Below are 16400 nucleotides of genomic sequence, written 5' to 3'. Positions count from 1 at the left end.
CAGGCCAAAATGCAAAAAGGCCCGTTCGACGGGCCTTTTTGCTGAGTGGGATAAGCCTTACGGCAGCATGCCCGCATGGGACAGACCCAAGCGCTCATCAAGGCCGAACAGGATATTCAGGTTCTGCACCGCCTGACCCGACGCGCCTTTGACCAGATTGTCGATCACCGACAACACCACCACCAGATCACCATCCTGCGGACGGTGCACGGCAATACGGCAAACGTTGGCACCGCGCACGCTGCGGGTTTCCGGATGGCTGCCGGCAGGCATCACGTCGACGAACGGTTCGTTGGCATAGCGCTTTTCGAACAACGCTTGCAGATCCACCGAGCGATCCACAACCGTCGCGTAGAGCGTCGAGTGAATACCGCGAATCATCGGCGTCAGGTGCGGAACGAAGGTCAGCCCCACGTCCTTGCCCGCTGCGCGACGCAGGCCCTGGCGGATTTCCGGTAAGTGACGGTGCCCTTTGACGGCGTAAGCCTTCATGCTTTCCGACGTCTCGGAGTACAGCGAACCTACAGAAGCGCCACGACCGGCACCGCTGACGCCGGATTTGCAGTCTGCGATCAACCGCGAAGTATCCGCCAGACCCGCTTCGAGCAAAGGCAGGAAACCCAATTGCGTGGCAGTCGGGTAGCAACCCGGCACAGCGATCAGGCGCGCTTGCTTGATTTGTTCACGATTGACTTCCGGCAAGCCGTAAACCGCCTCCTCCAACAGTTCCGGCGCGCCGTGCGGCTGACCGTACCATTTGGCCCACTCATCGGCGTCTTGCAGACGGAAGTCTGCCGACAGGTCAATGACTTTGGTCCCGGCAGCCAGCAACTCACCCGCCAAGGCATGGGCGACACCGTGCGGCGTGGCGAAGAACACCACGTCGCAGGCCCCGAGGGTCTTGATGTCCGGAACGCTGAAAGCCAAGCCGTCGTAATGGCCTCGCAGGTTCGGGTACATGTCGGCCACGGCCAGGCCGGCCTCGGATCGGGAAGTGATCACTACCACTTCAGCTTGCGGATGCTGTGCCAACAGACGCAGCAGTTCGACACCGGTGTAACCCGTGCCGCCGACGATACCGACCTTGACCATAAACCTGCCCTCAACGAACCCACTGGAAAGCCGTCGATAATAGGGGCCGCGCGGCCCTGCGACAACCGTCAAGGTGACGTGCGGACGCTCTACCCCCTACTATCTTCGCTACCGTGAACCTGGGAACAACTAAAAATGCTTTATCTGTGGCTCAAAGCGCTTCATATCGTCAGCATGGTCTGCTGGTTTGCCGGCCTGTTTTACCTGCCGCGCCTGTTCGTCTATCACGCCCAAAGCGAAGACACCGTCAGCAAGGAACGCTTCAGTATCATGGAGCGCAAGCTGTACCGGGGCATCATGGGCCCGGCGATGATCGCCACCCTGGTGTTCGGCATCTGGCTGATCAGTCTCAACCCAAGCGCCTACTTCACCCAAGGTGCATGGATGCATGCCAAATTGACCCTGGTGGTGATTCTGATCGGCTACCACCACATGTGCGGCGCACAGGTAAAACGTTTTGCCCGTGGCGAAAACACCCGCAGCCATGTCTTTTATCGCTGGTTCAATGAAGTGCCGGTTCTGATATTGCTGGCTATCGTAATTCTGGTCGTCGTTCGGCCGTTTTAATCCAACAAGCAATCTTCACCCGGGGTACTTCCAATGTCGCTGCCCGCTTTGCTCGAACAACGTTTGCGTCTGCCCGTTGTAGCAGCGCCGATGTTTCTGATTTCAAATCCTGAGCTGGTGCTCGCCTGCTGCCGCAATGGCGTGGTGGGCAGCTTTCCTGCGCTGAACCAACGTGAGAGCAGCGGTTTCAAGGCCTGGCTGGAAGAAATCGAAGCAGGACTGGCGATACTGGAAAACCCCGCGCCTTATGCAGTGAATCTGATCGTCCACAACAGCAATCCGCGATTGCAGGCGGATCTGGCGATCTGCATCGAGCACAAAGTACCGATCGTGATCACTAGCCTCGGTGCCGTGAAAGAACTGGTCGACGCCGTGCACAGCTATGGCGGCCTGGTGTTTCACGACGTGACGACCCGGCGCCACGCAGAAAAAGCCGCCGAGGCCGGTGTGGACGGCTTGATCGCCGTGGCTGCGGGCGCCGGTGGTCACGCCGGGACCTGGAGCCCGTTTTCGCTGATCGCCGAGATTCGCCAGTTTTTCGACAAGACCTTACTGCTGGCCGGCTGCCTGAACCATGGCCATGAAATTCTTGCCGCACAATTGCTCGGCGCGGATCTGGCCTACTTCGGTACACGATTTATCGGCACCACGGAAAGTCATGCGCCTGACGCGTATAAGGAGATGCTCCTGACTTCCAGAGCCGCAGACATCGTCCATACTCCAGCGGTGTCGGGAGTACCGGCGAGTTTCATGCGCCGGAGCCTTGAGGCCGCCGGTTTCGACATGGCAGCTCTGCAAGGCAAGGGCGAGGTGGACTTCGGCTCCAAGCTCAAGCCATTGAACGATGAAGCCAAAGCCTGGAAAACCGTGTGGTCCGCAGGCCAGGGCGTCGGAGAAATCGAGGACCTGCCGAGTGTCGATCAACTGGTCGCACGTCTCGATGCCGAATACCGCAAAGCGCTGGAACTGGCGGCGGCGTTGCCCAAGCGCTGGCCGCGCTGACAGGCGGGCCTTACACTTCATAGCTGCAACACCGTCTATTACAAACTCTTGCGACAAGGATGCCCGGCCATGAGCGAAAACCGTTTCAAGATCGTCTTCGATGGCGCTCTGCTGCCAGGTGTGGACGTCACCACCGCGAAGCTCAACCTCGCCGAGCTGTTCAAAAGCGACGTCGCGGCCATCGATCGCCTGTTCAGTGGCCGGCAGGTTGCGCTCAAACGCGACCTGTCCCACGCCGATGCGCAGACTTACCTTCAGGCGCTGACGAAAACCGGGATCGATGCCCGAATCGAGACAGAACCCTCGATCGAGTTGAACCTGTCCGACGTTCACGAACACGCTCCTGCCAACAGCCAACCTGTCACGGCAGATCCCGATTCTCCCTATGCACCGCCCCGCGCCTCTGTCGGTGAAGCAATGCCGGAGTTTTCTGCACTCAAGGCCTTCAGTTTCGTTGGCCGCATCGGTCGCTTGCGCTTTCTGGCCTGGACGATGGCTCTTACGCTGGTGACGCTTGGCGTTGGCTCCGTGTTGGCTATTTTCGGCTTCGCGCTCATTAGCACAGACTCAACTGCCGGCTTGATTCTCGCTGGCCTGCTGGCCTTTATCCTGGTCGTGGTGCTCGCCTTCATCAGCATCCAGTTCAGTGTGCAGCGCCTGCACGATATCGGCTGGTCCGGCTGGCTTTGGCTGCTGAACCTTGTACCGGTCGTGGGCAGCATTTTTCCGTTTGTCATAATGATCGTGCCGGGTAACAACACGGCCAACCGATATGGCGCACCACCACCGCCCAATAGCAACGCGGTCAGGGTGCTGGCTTCGCTGTGGCTGGTGTTTATCGCAATCATGTTTGTGGGCGGGCTGACTGGAGGCCTCACCGCGATCCAGGATGAGTACGAAAGCGCCACCGACAGCACCTATCAAAGCAGCGCGGTGATCCCCGACGAAGTTGAAGTCGAGCCGGCCGATGAGGCCGAACAAGCGCCAAATTCATCCGATGATGCAGCCGAAGCAGCCGAGCCCACTGTAGACTCTGCGAAAGAATGAACAGCGCTCCCCGCTCGTGACACCTGCGTCGCCGGCGCGGAGCTGTTGCGATGGAGAACTGCATGACCCGTTACGCTCTGATCACTGGCGCTTCCAGCGGCATCGGCCTGGCGATGGCCGAAGCGCTGGCCCGGCGCGGCCGCAACCTGATTCTGGTGGCCCGACAGCGTGATCAGCTGGAAAGCATTGCGATTGAACTGACTCAACGTTTTGGTGTGGAGGTGCTGTTTCGTGCCTGTGACCTGGGCGAGCCGCTGAGGCTGTCCGGTTTTTTGCTGGAACTGGAGGAAGGCGACCGGCAGATCGATTTACTGGTCAACTGTGCCGGCATCGGTACCTGCGGCCCATTCCTGGCCCAGGACTGGATGACCGAACAAGACTTGATCGAAGTGAATATCCTGGCCCTCACTCGCTTGTGCCATGCCATTGGGAACAGCATGGCCTTGCAGGGCGGCGGGCAGATCCTGAACGTCGCCTCGGTCGCGGCGTTCCATCCCGGCCCCTGGATGAGCACTTACTACGCCAGCAAGGCTTACGTGCTGCATTTTTCCGAAGGTTTACGGGTCGAACTGAAGAAATGCGCGGTCAAGGTGTCGGTACTCTGCCCCGGCCCGACCCGCACGGCGTTTTTCCGCACCGCGCAACTGGACACCGACAAACTGGTCGAGAGCAAACTGCTGATGAGTCCAGAAGAAGTCGCGCTCTATACCGTGCGCGCGCTGGCGAAAAATCGCGCCATTATTATTCCCGGTCGCCTGAATCGCTGGTTCGCGTTCCTGCCGCGGCTCGGCTCACGCTGGCTGACCCGGACAATCGCGGGCATGGTCAACAAAGCCTATTGCCCGCGCTGATCAATCCTCAAGGCAAAAGACTGGGCTCTGACCTGACCCATGGTTACACTCAGGCCAGCCCAAACAACGGAGAAAACAGCTGTGGATACTCTGTTCACCAAGATCATCAACCGGGAAATCCCGGCGAAGATCATTTACGAGGACGACCAGGTACTGGCCTTCCACGACATCGCGCCACAGGCACCGGTGCATTTTCTGGTGATCCCGAAAAAAGCGGTGCGCACGCTTAACGACCTGACCGAGGACGACAAGGCATTGGCTGGGCATATTCTGTTCACTGCCCAGCGTCTGGCCTTGGAACTGGGTTGCGAAGAGGGCTTCCGCGTGGTCATGAATTGCAATCCACTAGGTGGGCAGACCGTCTATCACATACATATGCATGTATTGGGTCAGCGCCAGATGCACTGGCCGCCGGGCTGATTCACCAATCTCCCCCTGCAGGAGCGAGGCTTGCCCGCGAAGGCGTCCTCAAGTGCGCCAAAAGCTTCGCGGGCAAGCCTCGCTCCTACAGGATTGGTGTCGCTCCCACCGGAAATGACCCAGCGCAAACCCTCCCCCGGCCGATTGAGTTAAACTGGCCGCCGAGATTCTTCCCGGAGGTCAGCATGACTACCCAACGTCACTACTCGCCAATTGACCGTCTTCTGCTGCAAGCCGATGCCGCGATGCGTACTTTGCTGCCCTTCAGTGGTCAGCCCTACCGTCCGTCGCCTGCCATCGTGCAGCCGGATGCGCAAATGAGCGACGAGGACACCCGACACGTCGCCGGCTTGATGCGCATTAACCATACCGGCGAAGTCTGTGCCCAGGCGCTGTATCAAGGCCAGGCCCTGACCGCCAAGCTGCCGAAAGTGCGCGCCGCCATGGAGCACGCAGCCGAAGAAGAAATCGACCATCTGGTGTGGTGCGAACAACGCATTCATCAGTTGGGCAGCCATACCAGCATCCTCAATCCGCTGTTCTACGGCATGTCGTTCGGTATTGGCGCGGTCGCCGGGTTGATCAGCGACAAAGTCAGCCTGGGTTTCGTTGCTGCCACCGAGCATCAGGTCTGCAAACACCTGAATGAACACCTTGAGCAACTGCCTGCCGAGGATGAAAAATCCCGGGCGATCCTCGAGCAGATGCGCATTGATGAAGAACACCACGCCGAAAGTGCGCTGGATGCCGGGGGGTTTCGTTTTCCTGCACCGGTGAAGTTCGGCATGAGCTTGTTGGCCAAGGTGATGACGAAGAGTACTTATCGAATCTAAGTATTGCAGTGCCCGCGACGTCCCTATCGCGGGCAAGCCCGCTCCCACAGGGACCGCGTTTCGGTAATAAAAAAGGCGACTACCCAATGTAGTCGCCTTTTTTGTACTCGGTGTCTCTTAGTTCAGCATGCTGCGCGCGTAAAAAGTTTGCATCACCTGAGTCTGCACCGCTTTTGTGATGGTTGAATGTCGATTCAACCAAGCTCGATGATTTCGTAGTCGTGGGTAATCGCCACGCCAGCCGCGCCGAGCATGATCGAGGCCGAGCAATATTTCTCGGCCGACAGCTCGATGGCACGCTTGACCTGGGCTTCTTTCAGCCCGCGGCCCTTGACCACGAAGTGCATGTGGATTTTGGTGAAAACCTTCGGATCTTCGGTCGCACGCTCGGCTTCGAGGAAGGCTTCGCAGCTTTCGACGGCCTGACGGGACTTCTTGAGGATGCTGACCACATCAAAATTGCTGCAGCCGCCAACACCCAGCAGGAGCATTTCCATCGGCCGGACACCCAGGTTACGACCGCCGGCATCGGGCGGTCCGTCCATGACCACGACATGACCGCTGCCGGATTCGCCGAGGAACATGGCTTCGCCAGCCCATTGGATGCGTGCCTTCATCGCCAAGACTCCACTGTCTAAAAAAGGGTCGCCAGCTTAGCACAGGGCCCTTGATTGGCAGCGCTTCGCCTTCCTAGGACATAACCATCTGCGTCGTAGGTAAATTCTCGAATCTTGAAGGAATGTGTCTGTTAAGCTGGCGCCAAATCAGTGGCGCATAGCCAGCTTCGCAGCGAATAAAAAGGATCGCAGGCTTCGCCAGCGCCTATAAAAAACAAACACACCGTGCAGTCTTTTCGGGATACAACCATGGTTGCTATTACCCCCACACCCAAAATCAAGAACCTCGACAAACTGTTGATGCACTGCCAGCGCCGTCGCTATGCCGCCAAGAGCAACATCATTTGTGCCGGTGACCGCTCGGACACGCTGTTTTTCATCATCAAAGGTTCGGTCACCATTCTGATTGAGGATGACGACGGCCGTGAAATGATCATTGCCTACCTCAACTCCGGGGACTTTTTCGGCGAGCTGGGTCTGTTTGAGCAAGCAGGCCTGGAACAGGAACGCAGCGCTTGGGTGCGGGCCAAGGTCGAATGCGACGTCGCGGAAATCAGCTACGCGAAATTCCGCGAGCTGTCCCAACAGGATCCAGACATTCTTTACGTGCTCAGCGGACAAATCGCACAGCGCCTGCGCAATACCACGCGCAAGGTCGGTGACTTGGCATTCTTCGACGTGACCGGTCGCGTTGCACGCTGTCTGCTGGAGCTGTGCAAGCAGCCTGACGCCATGACTCACCCGGACGGCATGCAGATCAAAGTGACCCGTCAGGAAATCGGCCGGATTGTCGGTTGTTCCCGCGAGATGGTCGGCCGCGTGCTCAAGGATCTGGAGGAGCGCAATCTGGTCGACGTCAAGGGCAAGACCATGGTGGTCTTCGGTACGCGCTAAGCTCGAAAACCAGGCTCCGAGCATTTAAGCCCCGAGCATTTCTGCCAACAACTGTCGGTAGAGCGTATCGAGCCGTTGCAGCGCATCAGGAGCGGCAAACTTCTCATGCAGGGCGATGTGGCTTTCAGCGCGAACCCGCTGCTCCAGGCCACAGGCTTCGTTAAAGCGATTGACCGCCCCGACCATCGACTCTCGCTCGTCATCGATCAACATCGCCCCGTGCACCAGGCCGACCGGACGCTGACCGCCCTTGCTCTGGCGCCACCGCTGGGCGGTGCCGACCATCTTTCGACCATCGAGGTTGACGTTGAAACGGCCGTCGCAGAACGCGCCCTCAATTTCGCCCAACGACGAAGTGCCGCCCAACTCATCGAGTAACTGACAGATCGGATCGCATAGCCGCCGGTAGCCGGTTTCAATGCGGTTCAAATCGCCTTCGCTGCGCGGCGGGGCATAAACCAGTGCGATGTTGATCGTCGAGGCCGATTGCGGCACTGGCTCACCGCCAGTTTCGCGCAGCAATACCGGCCAGCCGGCGGCAGCGGAGACTTCGCAGGCATCCTCGAACTGTGGCAGACGATTCAAGCGACGAGGCATGACCAATGCGCGGTCAGTGGGTTGCCAGAACAGCAGACCGAATTCCGACTCACCGGTGCACACATGGGCCAACAGGTCCTGCTCGGCGAGCAGGCCGGCTTCGATGGTCAGGGGGGTTGGTGAGGTCATAAGGTCTTCCATAGGACGGTCAGTCTGTGGTGCATCTTATGCCGCCTTCGCGAGCAAGCCCGCTCCCACAGTGGATTCGCGTTGTCTGGATGAACGCGGGCTAATGTGGGAGCGGGCTTGCTCGCGAAGGGAGCGCCCCGATTTTCAATCAGTCGAGCGTAGAACCGCTCACTGGAATGCCACGCTCGGGAAAGAACAGACGCTGCAGTTCGGTACCCGGGCTTTCCGCGCGCATGAACGCTTCGCCGACCAGGAACGCATACACGTCGCTGATTTCCATCAGCTCGACATCGGCCCGGTTAAGAATGCCACTCTCGGTAATCACCAGACGATCACGCGGAATACGCGGTAACAGGTCGAGGGTGGTTTCCAGATTGACTTCGAAAGTGTGCAGGTTCCGGTTGTTCACGCCCACCAGTGGCGTGTCGAGTGTCTTCAAGGCCCGCTCCAGCTCATCGCCGTCGTGGACTTCCACCAGCACATCAAGACCGACGCTTTTGGCCACGGCCGCCAGCTCGGCCATTTTCACGTCATCCAGTGCGGAAACGATCAACAGCACGCAGTCAGCACCCAGAGCACGGGACTCGACGATCTGATACGGATCGATCATGAAATCCTTGCGGATCACCGGCAGCTTGCATGCCGCCCGGGCCTGTTGCAGATACGCATCGGCGCCCTGGAAGTAATCGATATCAGTGAGCACCGACAGGCAAGTGGCTCCGCCCTTTTCGTAACTTTTGGCGATGTCGGCGGGAACGAAGTTCTCGCGAATCACGCCTTTGCTCGGCGAGGCTTTCTTGATTTCCGCAATGACTGCCGGCTGCTTGAGTTTGGCCTGCGCAATCAACGCCTGGGCAAAACCACGGGGTGCATCGGCCGCCTTGGCCAGGTTTTCCAGCTCCGCCAGGCTCACACGGGCGCTACGCTCGGCGACTTCCTGAACTTTGCGGGCCAGAATATTTTCCAGAACCGTCGGCACACTCATCCCTCATTCTCCACTTTGAATACCGCGGTAAATGCACCCAATTCCTCAAGTTTTTCCCGAGCGAGGCCTGTGTGCAGCGCATCGTGCGCCAGGGCAACGCCTTCTTTCAAACTGCTGGCATGGTCGGCGGCGTACAAAGCGGCACCGGCATTGAGCACGATCATCTCGGCGGCTTTCTGACCGTTTTCGGTCTTGCGCTTGCCCAAGGCATCGCGAATCAGCTCAAGGGAAGCCGCCGGGCTTTCCACTGCCAGACCGTGCAGGCTCTGGCTCTTCATCCCCAAGTCTTCGGGTTCGACCCAATACTCGGTGATCTGGTCATTCTTCAATTCAGCCACAAAGGTCGGAGCCGCCAGACTGAACTCGTCCAGGCCATCCTTCGAATGCACCACCAGTACGTGTTTGCTACCCAGACGCTGCAAAACTTCGGCCAATGGCCGGCACAACGCCTGACTGAATACACCCACTACTTGGTGTTTCACACCGGCCGGATTCGTAAGCGGGCCGAGCATGTTGAACAAGGTGCGCAAGCCCAGCTCGCGGCGCGGGCCGGCGGCGTGCTTCATGGCGCTATGGTGAGTCTGGGCAAACATGAAACCGATGCCCACGTTATCGATGCAACGCGCCACCTGAACCGGCGTCAGGTTCAGGTAGATACCGGCCGCCTCCAGCAGGTCGGCGCTGCCGCTTTTACCCGACACCGCACGGTTACCGTGCTTGGCCACGGTGCAACCGGCCGCGGCAACGACAAACGAAGAAGCGGTGGAAACGTTGAAAATGTTCGCACCGTCGCCGCCGGTACCGACCACATCGACCACGCCGTCGAGGGTGTTGAGTTCAACCTTGTCCGCCAACTCGCGCATCGCCGTCACGGCGCCGACGATCTCATCGATGCTTTCGCTCTTCATGCGCATGGCCATCATGAACGCGCCGATCTGCGCATCCGTGCATTGCCCGGTCATGATTTCGCGCATGACATCGCGCATCTCATCGGTACTGAGGTCGAGATGGCCGACGATACGGCTCAGGGCTGTCTTGATATCCATGAAAAGTCCTTAGCGCGTGCCGCCGGTTTGTTTGAGGAAATTGGCGAACAGCTCGTGACCCTGTTCGGTGAGGATAGACTCAGGGTGGAATTGCACACCTTCGATGTTCAGCGTTTTGTGGCGCAGGCCCATGATCTCGTCGACCGAGCCATCTTCGAGCTGGGTCCAGGCGGTCAGTTCCAGGCAATCGGGCAGGGTTTCACGCTTGACGATCAGCGAGTGGTAGCGGGTGACCGTCAGCGGACGATTCAGACCTTCGAATACGCCCTTGTCCTCGTGGAATACCGGGCTAGTCTTACCGTGCATGACTTGACGGGCACGGACCACATCGCCACCAAAGGCTTGGCCGATGGACTGGTGCCCCAGGCAAACACCGAGAATCGGCAGTTTGCCGGCGAAGTGCTTGATCGCTTCGATGGAAATACCGGCTTCGGTCGGGGTGCAAGGACCGGGCGACACGACGATACGCTCAGGGTTGAGGGCTTCGATTTCGGCAATGGTGAGTTCATCGTTGCGCACGACTTTAACCTCGGAGCCCAGCTCGCCAAGGTATTGCACAACGTTGTAAGTAAAAGAGTCGTAGTTATCGATCATCAGCAACATGGCGTTAAGAACCTCTTGAATTCACTGACTTTTAAGACGGCCTTCGAATGATTTACCCGCAGTGCGCTGCGCTTTGTCAGGTGCTGGAGTGGCGCCAGCAAAGCGGCATTTCATACAGGTAAAGAAGGCAAAGCGGTACAGGTCCGGCCAGGCCGGCAGAAAAGATTCAGGCGCGCCAACGCCAACGGGCGTGTGCCTTGATGACTTGATCCAGAAGTTTGCTGACGATCAACACGGGGAAGGTCTCATTCATACGTCTCGGCACAGTAACTTAGCTGGGCAGAGCGTGCAATATGGCCGGGGCGACAGCTGGCGAAACAATCAAAGGGTTCGCGACAGATGGCAAAGGGCCGGAAGTTTTTGGTACTGTCGTTTCGTTTACAACAACAATAAATAAACGGACTTGCTCATGATCAAACAGACGTTGTTTGTACCGCTCGCCGGATGCCTGCTCGCTGCGGCCTGTTCCCAGGCGATCGCCGCGCCCAACCCGTATTCGAATTTCGTCGTCTTTGGCGACAGCCTCAATGATGCCGGGCAGTTTACCGACACGGGTGGCCCTGCGGGTGCGACCCAGCGTTTTACCAACCGGACCGGGCCAGTTTACCTGGATGGCAGTGGTGAATTTCGCTCGCTGAACTCCACGCAATTGTTGGGTGGACGTCTCGGGTTCTCAGCAGACCAGACCGCCGCCTCGACTTCGGCTGTACGCGTCAATGAAGGACTGGTGGATGGTAACAACTGGGCCGTGGGCGGTTACCGAACCGACCAGATTCTGGATTCGATCACTACCGAATCCGCCACGGGCGAGCGCACCCGACCAGGCTATCTGCCGACGAACAATTTCCGTGCCGATCCGAATGCGCTGTATTACATCTCCGGGGGCGGCAACGACTTCCTTCAAGGCCGCGTACTCAATACCGCCCAGGCCAACACCGCGGCGAATCAACTGGCCGACAGCGTGCAGACCCTGCAAACCGCCGGCGCCAAATACATCGTGGTCTGGTTGCTGCCTGACCTTGGATTGGCGCCTGCCGTCAATGGCACTCCATTACAAGCCTCGATCTCACAGCTGAGTACCGACTTTAATCAACAGTTGGTCACACGCCTGGCGGGGATCAATGCCGAAATCATCCCGCTGAACATTCCACTGCTGTTGCAGGAAACCTTCGCCGACCCGGCGCGTTTCGGCCTCGCCACCGGCCAGAACCTGACGGCCACCTGTTTTAGCGGCAGCGGTTGTACGGAGAACGCCGTGTATGGCATCAACAGTGCCACCCCGGACCCGAGCAAGCTGATTTATAACGACTCGGTTCACCCCACGGAAACCGGGCAAAAGCTGATAGCCGATTACGCCTATTCCTTGCTGTCGGCGCCTTGGGAACTGACGCTGCTGCCGGAAATGGCCCACGCCACCTTACGCGCCCATCAGGATGAACTGCGTAGCCAGTGGCAATCCGACTGGGAGAACTGGCAGGCCGTCGGCCAATGGCGCGCGATTGTCGCCGGCGGTGGACAGCATCTGGATGTCGATAGCCAAAGCAGCGGCGCCAGCGCCGATGGCAGCGGCTACAACCTGAATATCGGCGGCAGCTATCGCCTCAATGAAGCCTGGCGCGTGGGTGTGGCAGCAGGCTTCTATCGTCAGAACCTGGACGCCGGTAGTAACGATTCGGACTACAAACTCAATAGCTATCTGGCGACCGCCTTCGCCCAGTTTCAGCAGAATCGCTGGTGGGCCGATGCCGCATTGACCGGTGGCAAACTGGATTACGACAACCTCGAACGCAAATTCGACCTGGGTGTCAGCGAAGGTGGGGAAAAGGGTGATACCGATGGGCACCTCTGGGCCTTCAGCACTCGCCTTGGCTATGACATTGCGCAACCGGGCAGCGAATGGCATCTGTCACCGTTCATCAGCGCCGATTACGCCAAAGTGGAAGTCGACGGCTACTCGGAAAACAGCACCCGCTCCACGGCGCTGACTTTTGATGATCAGACCCGAGACTCGAAACGCCTGGGTGTCGGCTTGCAAGGCAAATACAACTTCACCCGTCAGACCCAGGTATTTGGCGAATATGCCTACGAACGTGAGTACGAAGATGACGTTCAGAAGGTAAACATCGCCCTCAACAGCCTGCCGGCGAACGACTTTACGCTGGAAGGTTATACGCCGCAGAGTCACTTGAACCGCGTGAGCCTGGGGGTCAGCCACAAGTTGACCGCCGACCTGGCGCTACGTGGTGGTTACACGTTCCGCAAGGATGATGACTTTACTCAGCAGGGCATCAACGTTGGGGTGGCGTTGGACTTCTGACCCTGCGCAGGCGGTTTGCGTAGGAGCTGGCGCAGCCTGCGATCTTTTGGCGGTGTTGGGAGCGACCGAAGTACAAGATCAAAAGATCGCAGCCTTCGGCAGCTCCTACACAGGAATGGCAGGCACAAAAAACGCGGAGCCCTTAAAGGCGCCGCGTTTTTTTATAGTGAATGCTTTCCGTGGCGAGCGAGCTTGCTCGCGCTCGGCTGCGTAGCAGTCGTCAGAAGGCCTGCTTCGCAGGCCAGCGGGAGCAAGCTCCCTCGCCACAAAAGCTCAATGGACAGCGTTACTGAGTGAACTCAGTTGTCCGGCGTCTGCTCGGCCAGGGCTACTGCACGGAACATGGCGCGGCGCTTGTTCAGGGTTTCTTCCCATTCCAGTGCCGGCACAGAGTCGGCGACGATGCCGCCACCGGCCTGCACGTGCAGTTCGCCGTTCTTGATCACTGCGGTGCGGATCGCAATCGCGGTGTCCATGTTGCCATTCCAGGCAAAGTAACCGACCGCGCCGCCATAGACACCACGCTTGACCGGCTCCAGCTCGTCGATGATTTCCATCGCGCGAATCTTCGGCGCGCCAGACAAGGTACCGGCCGGCAGGATCGCCCGCAGTGCGTCCATCGCCGTCAGCCCGGCCTTCAATTGGCCAGTGACGTTGGACACGATGTGCATCACGTTGGAATAACGCTCGATCACCATCTTCTCGGTGAGTTTCACCGAACCGATTTCCGAAACCCGACCGGTGTCGTTGCGGCCCAGATCGATCAGCATCAGGTGCTCGGCGATTTCCTTGTCGTCCGACAGCAGGTCTTTTTCCAGCGCCACATCAGCCTCTTCGTTGGCACCTCGCGGACGAGTGCCGGCAATCGGGCGCACGGTGATCAGGTTGTCTTCGACCCGCACCAATACTTCCGGCGAACTGCCGACGACGTGGAAGTCGCCGAAGTTGAAGAAATACATATAAGGCGTCGGGTTGAAGCAGCGCAGCGCCCGGTACAGGTCGATAGGCGCAGCCTTGAAGTCGATCGACATACGCTGGGACGGCACGACCTGCATGCAGTCACCAGCCAGGATGTATTCCTTGATGGTGTCGACGGCTTTTTCGTAATCGTCCTGGGTGAAGCTCGAGCGGAACAACGGATCAGCAGACTGTTGCTTGCTGAAATCCAGGCCACGGCGCGGGGTGATCGGCTGACGAAGTTGTTCCAGCAGCGCTTGCAGACGCGCCTGACCTTGTTCGAAGGCGTCTTCCTGCGATGGATCGGCCAGGACAATCGCGTGCATTTTGCCGGCGAGGTTGTCGAACACCACTACCGCGTCGGACACCATCAGCAAAATGTCCGGTACGCCCAGTGGATCCGGGTTCGGGCATTTGCCCAGACGCTTCTCCACATAGCGCACGCAGTCATAACCGAAGTAGCCCACCAGACCGCCATTGAAGCGCGGCAGACCGGCGATGGTCGGCACGTTGTAACGCGCCTTGAAGGCTTCGACAAAGGCCAGCGGGTCTTCAACGTCGTGGCTTTCGATCTCGACGCCGTCGTGGGTCACGCTGACGTGGTGATCGTGAACCCGCAGCACGGTGCGGCACGGCAGGCCAATGATCGAATAACGGCCCCATTTCTCGCCGCCCTGCACCGACTCCAGCAGGTAGGAATTGGGCTCGTCGGCCAGTTTCAGGTAGATCGACAACGGCGTGTCGAAGTCGGCCAGGGTTTCGCAGGCAAGGGGGATGCGGTTGTAGCCGGCAGCGGCCAAACGCAGGAATTCTTCGCGGATCATGAGGTGCCTCGTGGCTTGAGGGTCTAACGGTCAGGTGTGCAAACGCGCCGGTACGCCGGCCAGAAACAAGTCAGGCGCGCCAACGCCAGCGGGCCAGGGCCTTGATGACTTTCATCCAGAGTTTGCGAGTGACCACCACGATGGCGTTTCCAGGAGGGGATTGAACAGCGTCGGGCAACGTTATCTCAGCGGCCGGATCCAGGCAACCGGGAATTAGTTTGCGCAGATCATCGATCACCAGCGCCGGCGATTCTTCGGCGATTGGCCGACCGTGGTTATAGCCGTAACTGAGGGCCACGCATTTGACCCCCGCCGCTTTCGCCGCCAGCACGTCGCTGCGCGAGTCGCCGACGAACAACGATTGGGACGCTGGAATGTTGGCCATTTTCATCACGAAAAACAGCGCGGCCGGGTCGGGCTTCTTATTCGGTAGAGTGTCGCCACCGATGATCCATTTGAAGTAACGGCCGATCTTCATCTGATCCAGCAGCGGCGCGACGAAGCGTTCCGGCTTGTTGGTGATCAGCGCCATTTCGACGCCTTGTTTGTTCAGCCACTTGAGGGTGTCACGCACGCCGGGGTAAACCACCGTCAGTTCGTGACCATCTTCATAAAAGCCGTTGAACAATTCCAGGGCATGCTCGGCCTCGACCTCATCGACACCCTCGGCGTCGATGTGGTTGGCCAAGGCCCGGCGCACCAGCATGTGCACGCCGTTGCCGACCCACTCCCGTACCGGTTCGATACCGGCAGGTTGACGCCCGAGTTTGAGCAGCATGTTATCCACGGCCGCCGCGAGGTCGGGGACCGAATCGACCAGCGTGCCATCCAGATCGAACATCACCAGCCGCGGCAGACGCCCGGGGAACAGCTGCTCAAAGCCACTCATGGGCGAGCCAGCGCCAGTTCGGAGCGCATTTTTTCAATCACTTCCTGGTAGTTCGGCGCATTAAAGATCGCCGAGCCGGCCACGAAGGTGTCGGCGCCAGCAGCAGCGATTTCGCGAATGTTGTTCACATTCACGCCACCGTCGATTTCCAGGCGGATATCACGCCCGGAGGCATCGATCAGCGCCCGCGCTTCACGCAGCTTATCGAGAGTGCCGGGGATGAACTTCTGCCCGCCGAAGCCCGGGTTGACGCTCATCAGCAACACCATGTCGACCTTGTCCATCACGTACTTGAGTACGTCCAGCGGGGTCGCCGGGTTGAACACCAGGCCCGCCTTGCAACCGCCCTCGCGGATCAGTTGCAGGGAACGGTCGACGTGCTGCGTGGCTTCCGGGTGGAAAGTAATGTAGGTCGCACCGGCTTCGATGAAGTCACCGACGATGCGGTCCACCGGGCTGACCATCAAGTGGGCATCGATCGGCGCGGTCACGCCGTACTTGCGCAGCGCGGCACACACCATCGGGCCGATGGTCAGGTTGGGCACGTAATGATTGTCCATGACATCGAAGTGCACGAAGTCGGCGCCGGCGGCCAGGACGTTGTCCACTTCCTCGCCCAGGCGGGCGAAGTCGGCGGAGAGAATCGACGGAGCAATGACGAAGGGCTGCATGACGCACCTTTTTTGAGCAGAATCACGATGGCGCGCATTGTATACCTCATGCTTTGACG

17 protein-coding genes are annotated in these 16400 nt (G+C 59.0%); 8 read left to right on the top strand and 9 right to left on the bottom strand.

The annotated features are described in order from the left end of the window. Positions 1-57: 57 nt before the first annotated feature. Positions 58-1092 (bottom strand): N-acetyl-gamma-glutamyl-phosphate reductase, encoded by a 1035-nt coding sequence (argC, locus tag AB7M26_RS08445; RefSeq protein WP_008008353.1) that lies wholly within the window; start codon positions 1090-1092, stop codon positions 58-60. Positions 1093-1227: 135 nt separating this feature from the next. Here argC and hemJ point away from each other — a divergent pair, with 135 nt between their 5' ends. The 6 genes from hemJ (at position 1228) to coq7 (ending at position 5812) form a co-directional block, all read left to right on the top strand. Next, complete coding sequence (gene hemJ, locus AB7M26_RS08440; RefSeq protein WP_007906869.1) at positions 1228-1659, top strand: protoporphyrinogen oxidase HemJ; 432 nt, start codon at positions 1228-1230, stop codon at positions 1657-1659. A 33-nt stretch (positions 1660-1692) separates the two neighbouring features. Continuing rightward, positions 1693-2661 carry an NAD(P)H-dependent flavin oxidoreductase gene (locus tag AB7M26_RS08435; protein ID WP_123497434.1) on the top strand — a complete coding sequence of 323 codons (969 nt, stop codon included), beginning with the start codon at positions 1693-1695 and terminating at the stop codon, positions 2659-2661. A 69-nt stretch (positions 2662-2730) separates the two neighbouring features. Then, entirely contained in the window at positions 2731-3708 is a 978-nt protein-coding gene (locus tag AB7M26_RS08430) for a DUF805 domain-containing protein (RefSeq protein WP_123497431.1), read from the top strand. 62 nt (positions 3709-3770) lie between these two features. Further along, positions 3771-4559: an SDR family NAD(P)-dependent oxidoreductase gene (locus AB7M26_RS08425; RefSeq protein ID WP_123497429.1), complete on the top strand. Its 789-nt coding sequence runs from the start codon at positions 3771-3773 to the stop codon at positions 4557-4559. Between the two features lie 81 nt (positions 4560-4640). Beyond that, the gene (locus AB7M26_RS08420) at positions 4641-4979 is read left to right on the top strand and encodes a histidine triad nucleotide-binding protein (protein ID WP_008147240.1); all 339 of its coding nucleotides are present in this window, start codon (positions 4641-4643) and stop codon (positions 4977-4979) included. Positions 4980-5164: 185 nt separating this feature from the next. Then, a complete protein-coding gene (gene coq7, locus AB7M26_RS08415) occupies positions 5165-5812 on the top strand; it encodes a 2-polyprenyl-3-methyl-6-methoxy-1,4-benzoquinone monooxygenase (RefSeq protein ID WP_008008345.1) in 648 nt (215 codons plus the stop codon). A gap of 194 nt (positions 5813-6006) precedes the next feature. Here the strand turns inward: coq7 and AB7M26_RS08410 are convergent, their stop codons facing one another. Next, positions 6007-6429 (bottom strand): OsmC family protein, encoded by a 423-nt coding sequence (locus tag AB7M26_RS08410; RefSeq protein ID WP_007941657.1) that lies wholly within the window; start codon positions 6427-6429, stop codon positions 6007-6009. A 249-nt stretch (positions 6430-6678) separates the two neighbouring features. On the opposite strand from AB7M26_RS08410, the gene crp reads away from it, so the two are divergent. Further along, a complete protein-coding gene (gene crp, locus AB7M26_RS08405; protein WP_123497427.1) occupies positions 6679-7323 on the top strand; it encodes a cAMP-activated global transcriptional regulator CRP in 645 nt (214 codons plus the stop codon). Positions 7324-7347: 24 nt separating this feature from the next. Here crp and AB7M26_RS08400 read toward each other — a convergent pair whose 3' ends face one another. The 4 genes from AB7M26_RS08400 to AB7M26_RS08385 all read right to left on the bottom strand — a co-directional run bounded on the left by AB7M26_RS08400 (position 7348) and on the right by AB7M26_RS08385 (position 10683). Beyond that, on the bottom strand, positions 7348-8049 hold the full coding sequence (locus AB7M26_RS08400; RefSeq protein ID WP_123497425.1) for a lipoate--protein ligase family protein: 702 nt from the start codon (positions 8047-8049) through the stop codon (positions 7348-7350). 148 nt (positions 8050-8197) lie between these two features. After that, on the bottom strand, positions 8198-9034 hold the full coding sequence (trpC, locus tag AB7M26_RS08395) for an indole-3-glycerol phosphate synthase TrpC (RefSeq protein WP_123497423.1): 837 nt from the start codon (positions 9032-9034) through the stop codon (positions 8198-8200). Next, positions 9031-10080, bottom strand: coding sequence for an anthranilate phosphoribosyltransferase (gene trpD, locus AB7M26_RS08390; RefSeq protein WP_007906883.1), 1050 nt, complete (start codon positions 10078-10080; stop codon positions 9031-9033). The genes trpC and trpD overlap by 4 nt, the downstream gene beginning before the upstream one ends. Before the next feature lie 9 nt (positions 10081-10089). After that, positions 10090-10683 carry an aminodeoxychorismate/anthranilate synthase component II gene (locus AB7M26_RS08385; protein WP_008067458.1) on the bottom strand — a complete coding sequence of 198 codons (594 nt, stop codon included), beginning with the start codon at positions 10681-10683 and terminating at the stop codon, positions 10090-10092. A 409-nt stretch (positions 10684-11092) separates the two neighbouring features. Between AB7M26_RS08385 and estP the strand changes: the two genes are divergently transcribed. Then, positions 11093-13000, top strand: a complete 1908-nt coding sequence (gene estP / locus AB7M26_RS08380; protein ID WP_123497421.1) for an esterase EstP — start codon at positions 11093-11095, stop codon at positions 12998-13000. Between the two features lie 299 nt (positions 13001-13299). Here the strand turns inward: estP and trpE are convergent, their stop codons facing one another. From trpE to rpe, 3 genes are all read right to left on the bottom strand, one after another. Next, the gene (trpE, locus tag AB7M26_RS08375) at positions 13300-14781 is read right to left on the bottom strand and encodes an anthranilate synthase component I (RefSeq protein WP_123497420.1); all 1482 of its coding nucleotides are present in this window, start codon (positions 14779-14781) and stop codon (positions 13300-13302) included. 70 nt (positions 14782-14851) lie between these two features. Then, positions 14852-15670 (bottom strand): phosphoglycolate phosphatase, encoded by an 819-nt coding sequence (locus AB7M26_RS08370; protein WP_123497418.1) that lies wholly within the window; start codon positions 15668-15670, stop codon positions 14852-14854. Continuing rightward, entirely contained in the window at positions 15667-16341 is a 675-nt protein-coding gene (rpe, locus tag AB7M26_RS08365; RefSeq protein WP_052967174.1) for a ribulose-phosphate 3-epimerase, read from the bottom strand. The genes AB7M26_RS08370 and rpe overlap by 4 nt, the downstream gene beginning before the upstream one ends. Positions 16342-16400: the final 59 nt, after the last annotated feature.

The sequence above is a fragment of the Pseudomonas sp. F-14 TE3482 genome, assembly GCF_053629455.1.
This window is presented reverse-complemented; position numbering and strand designations above follow the sequence as displayed.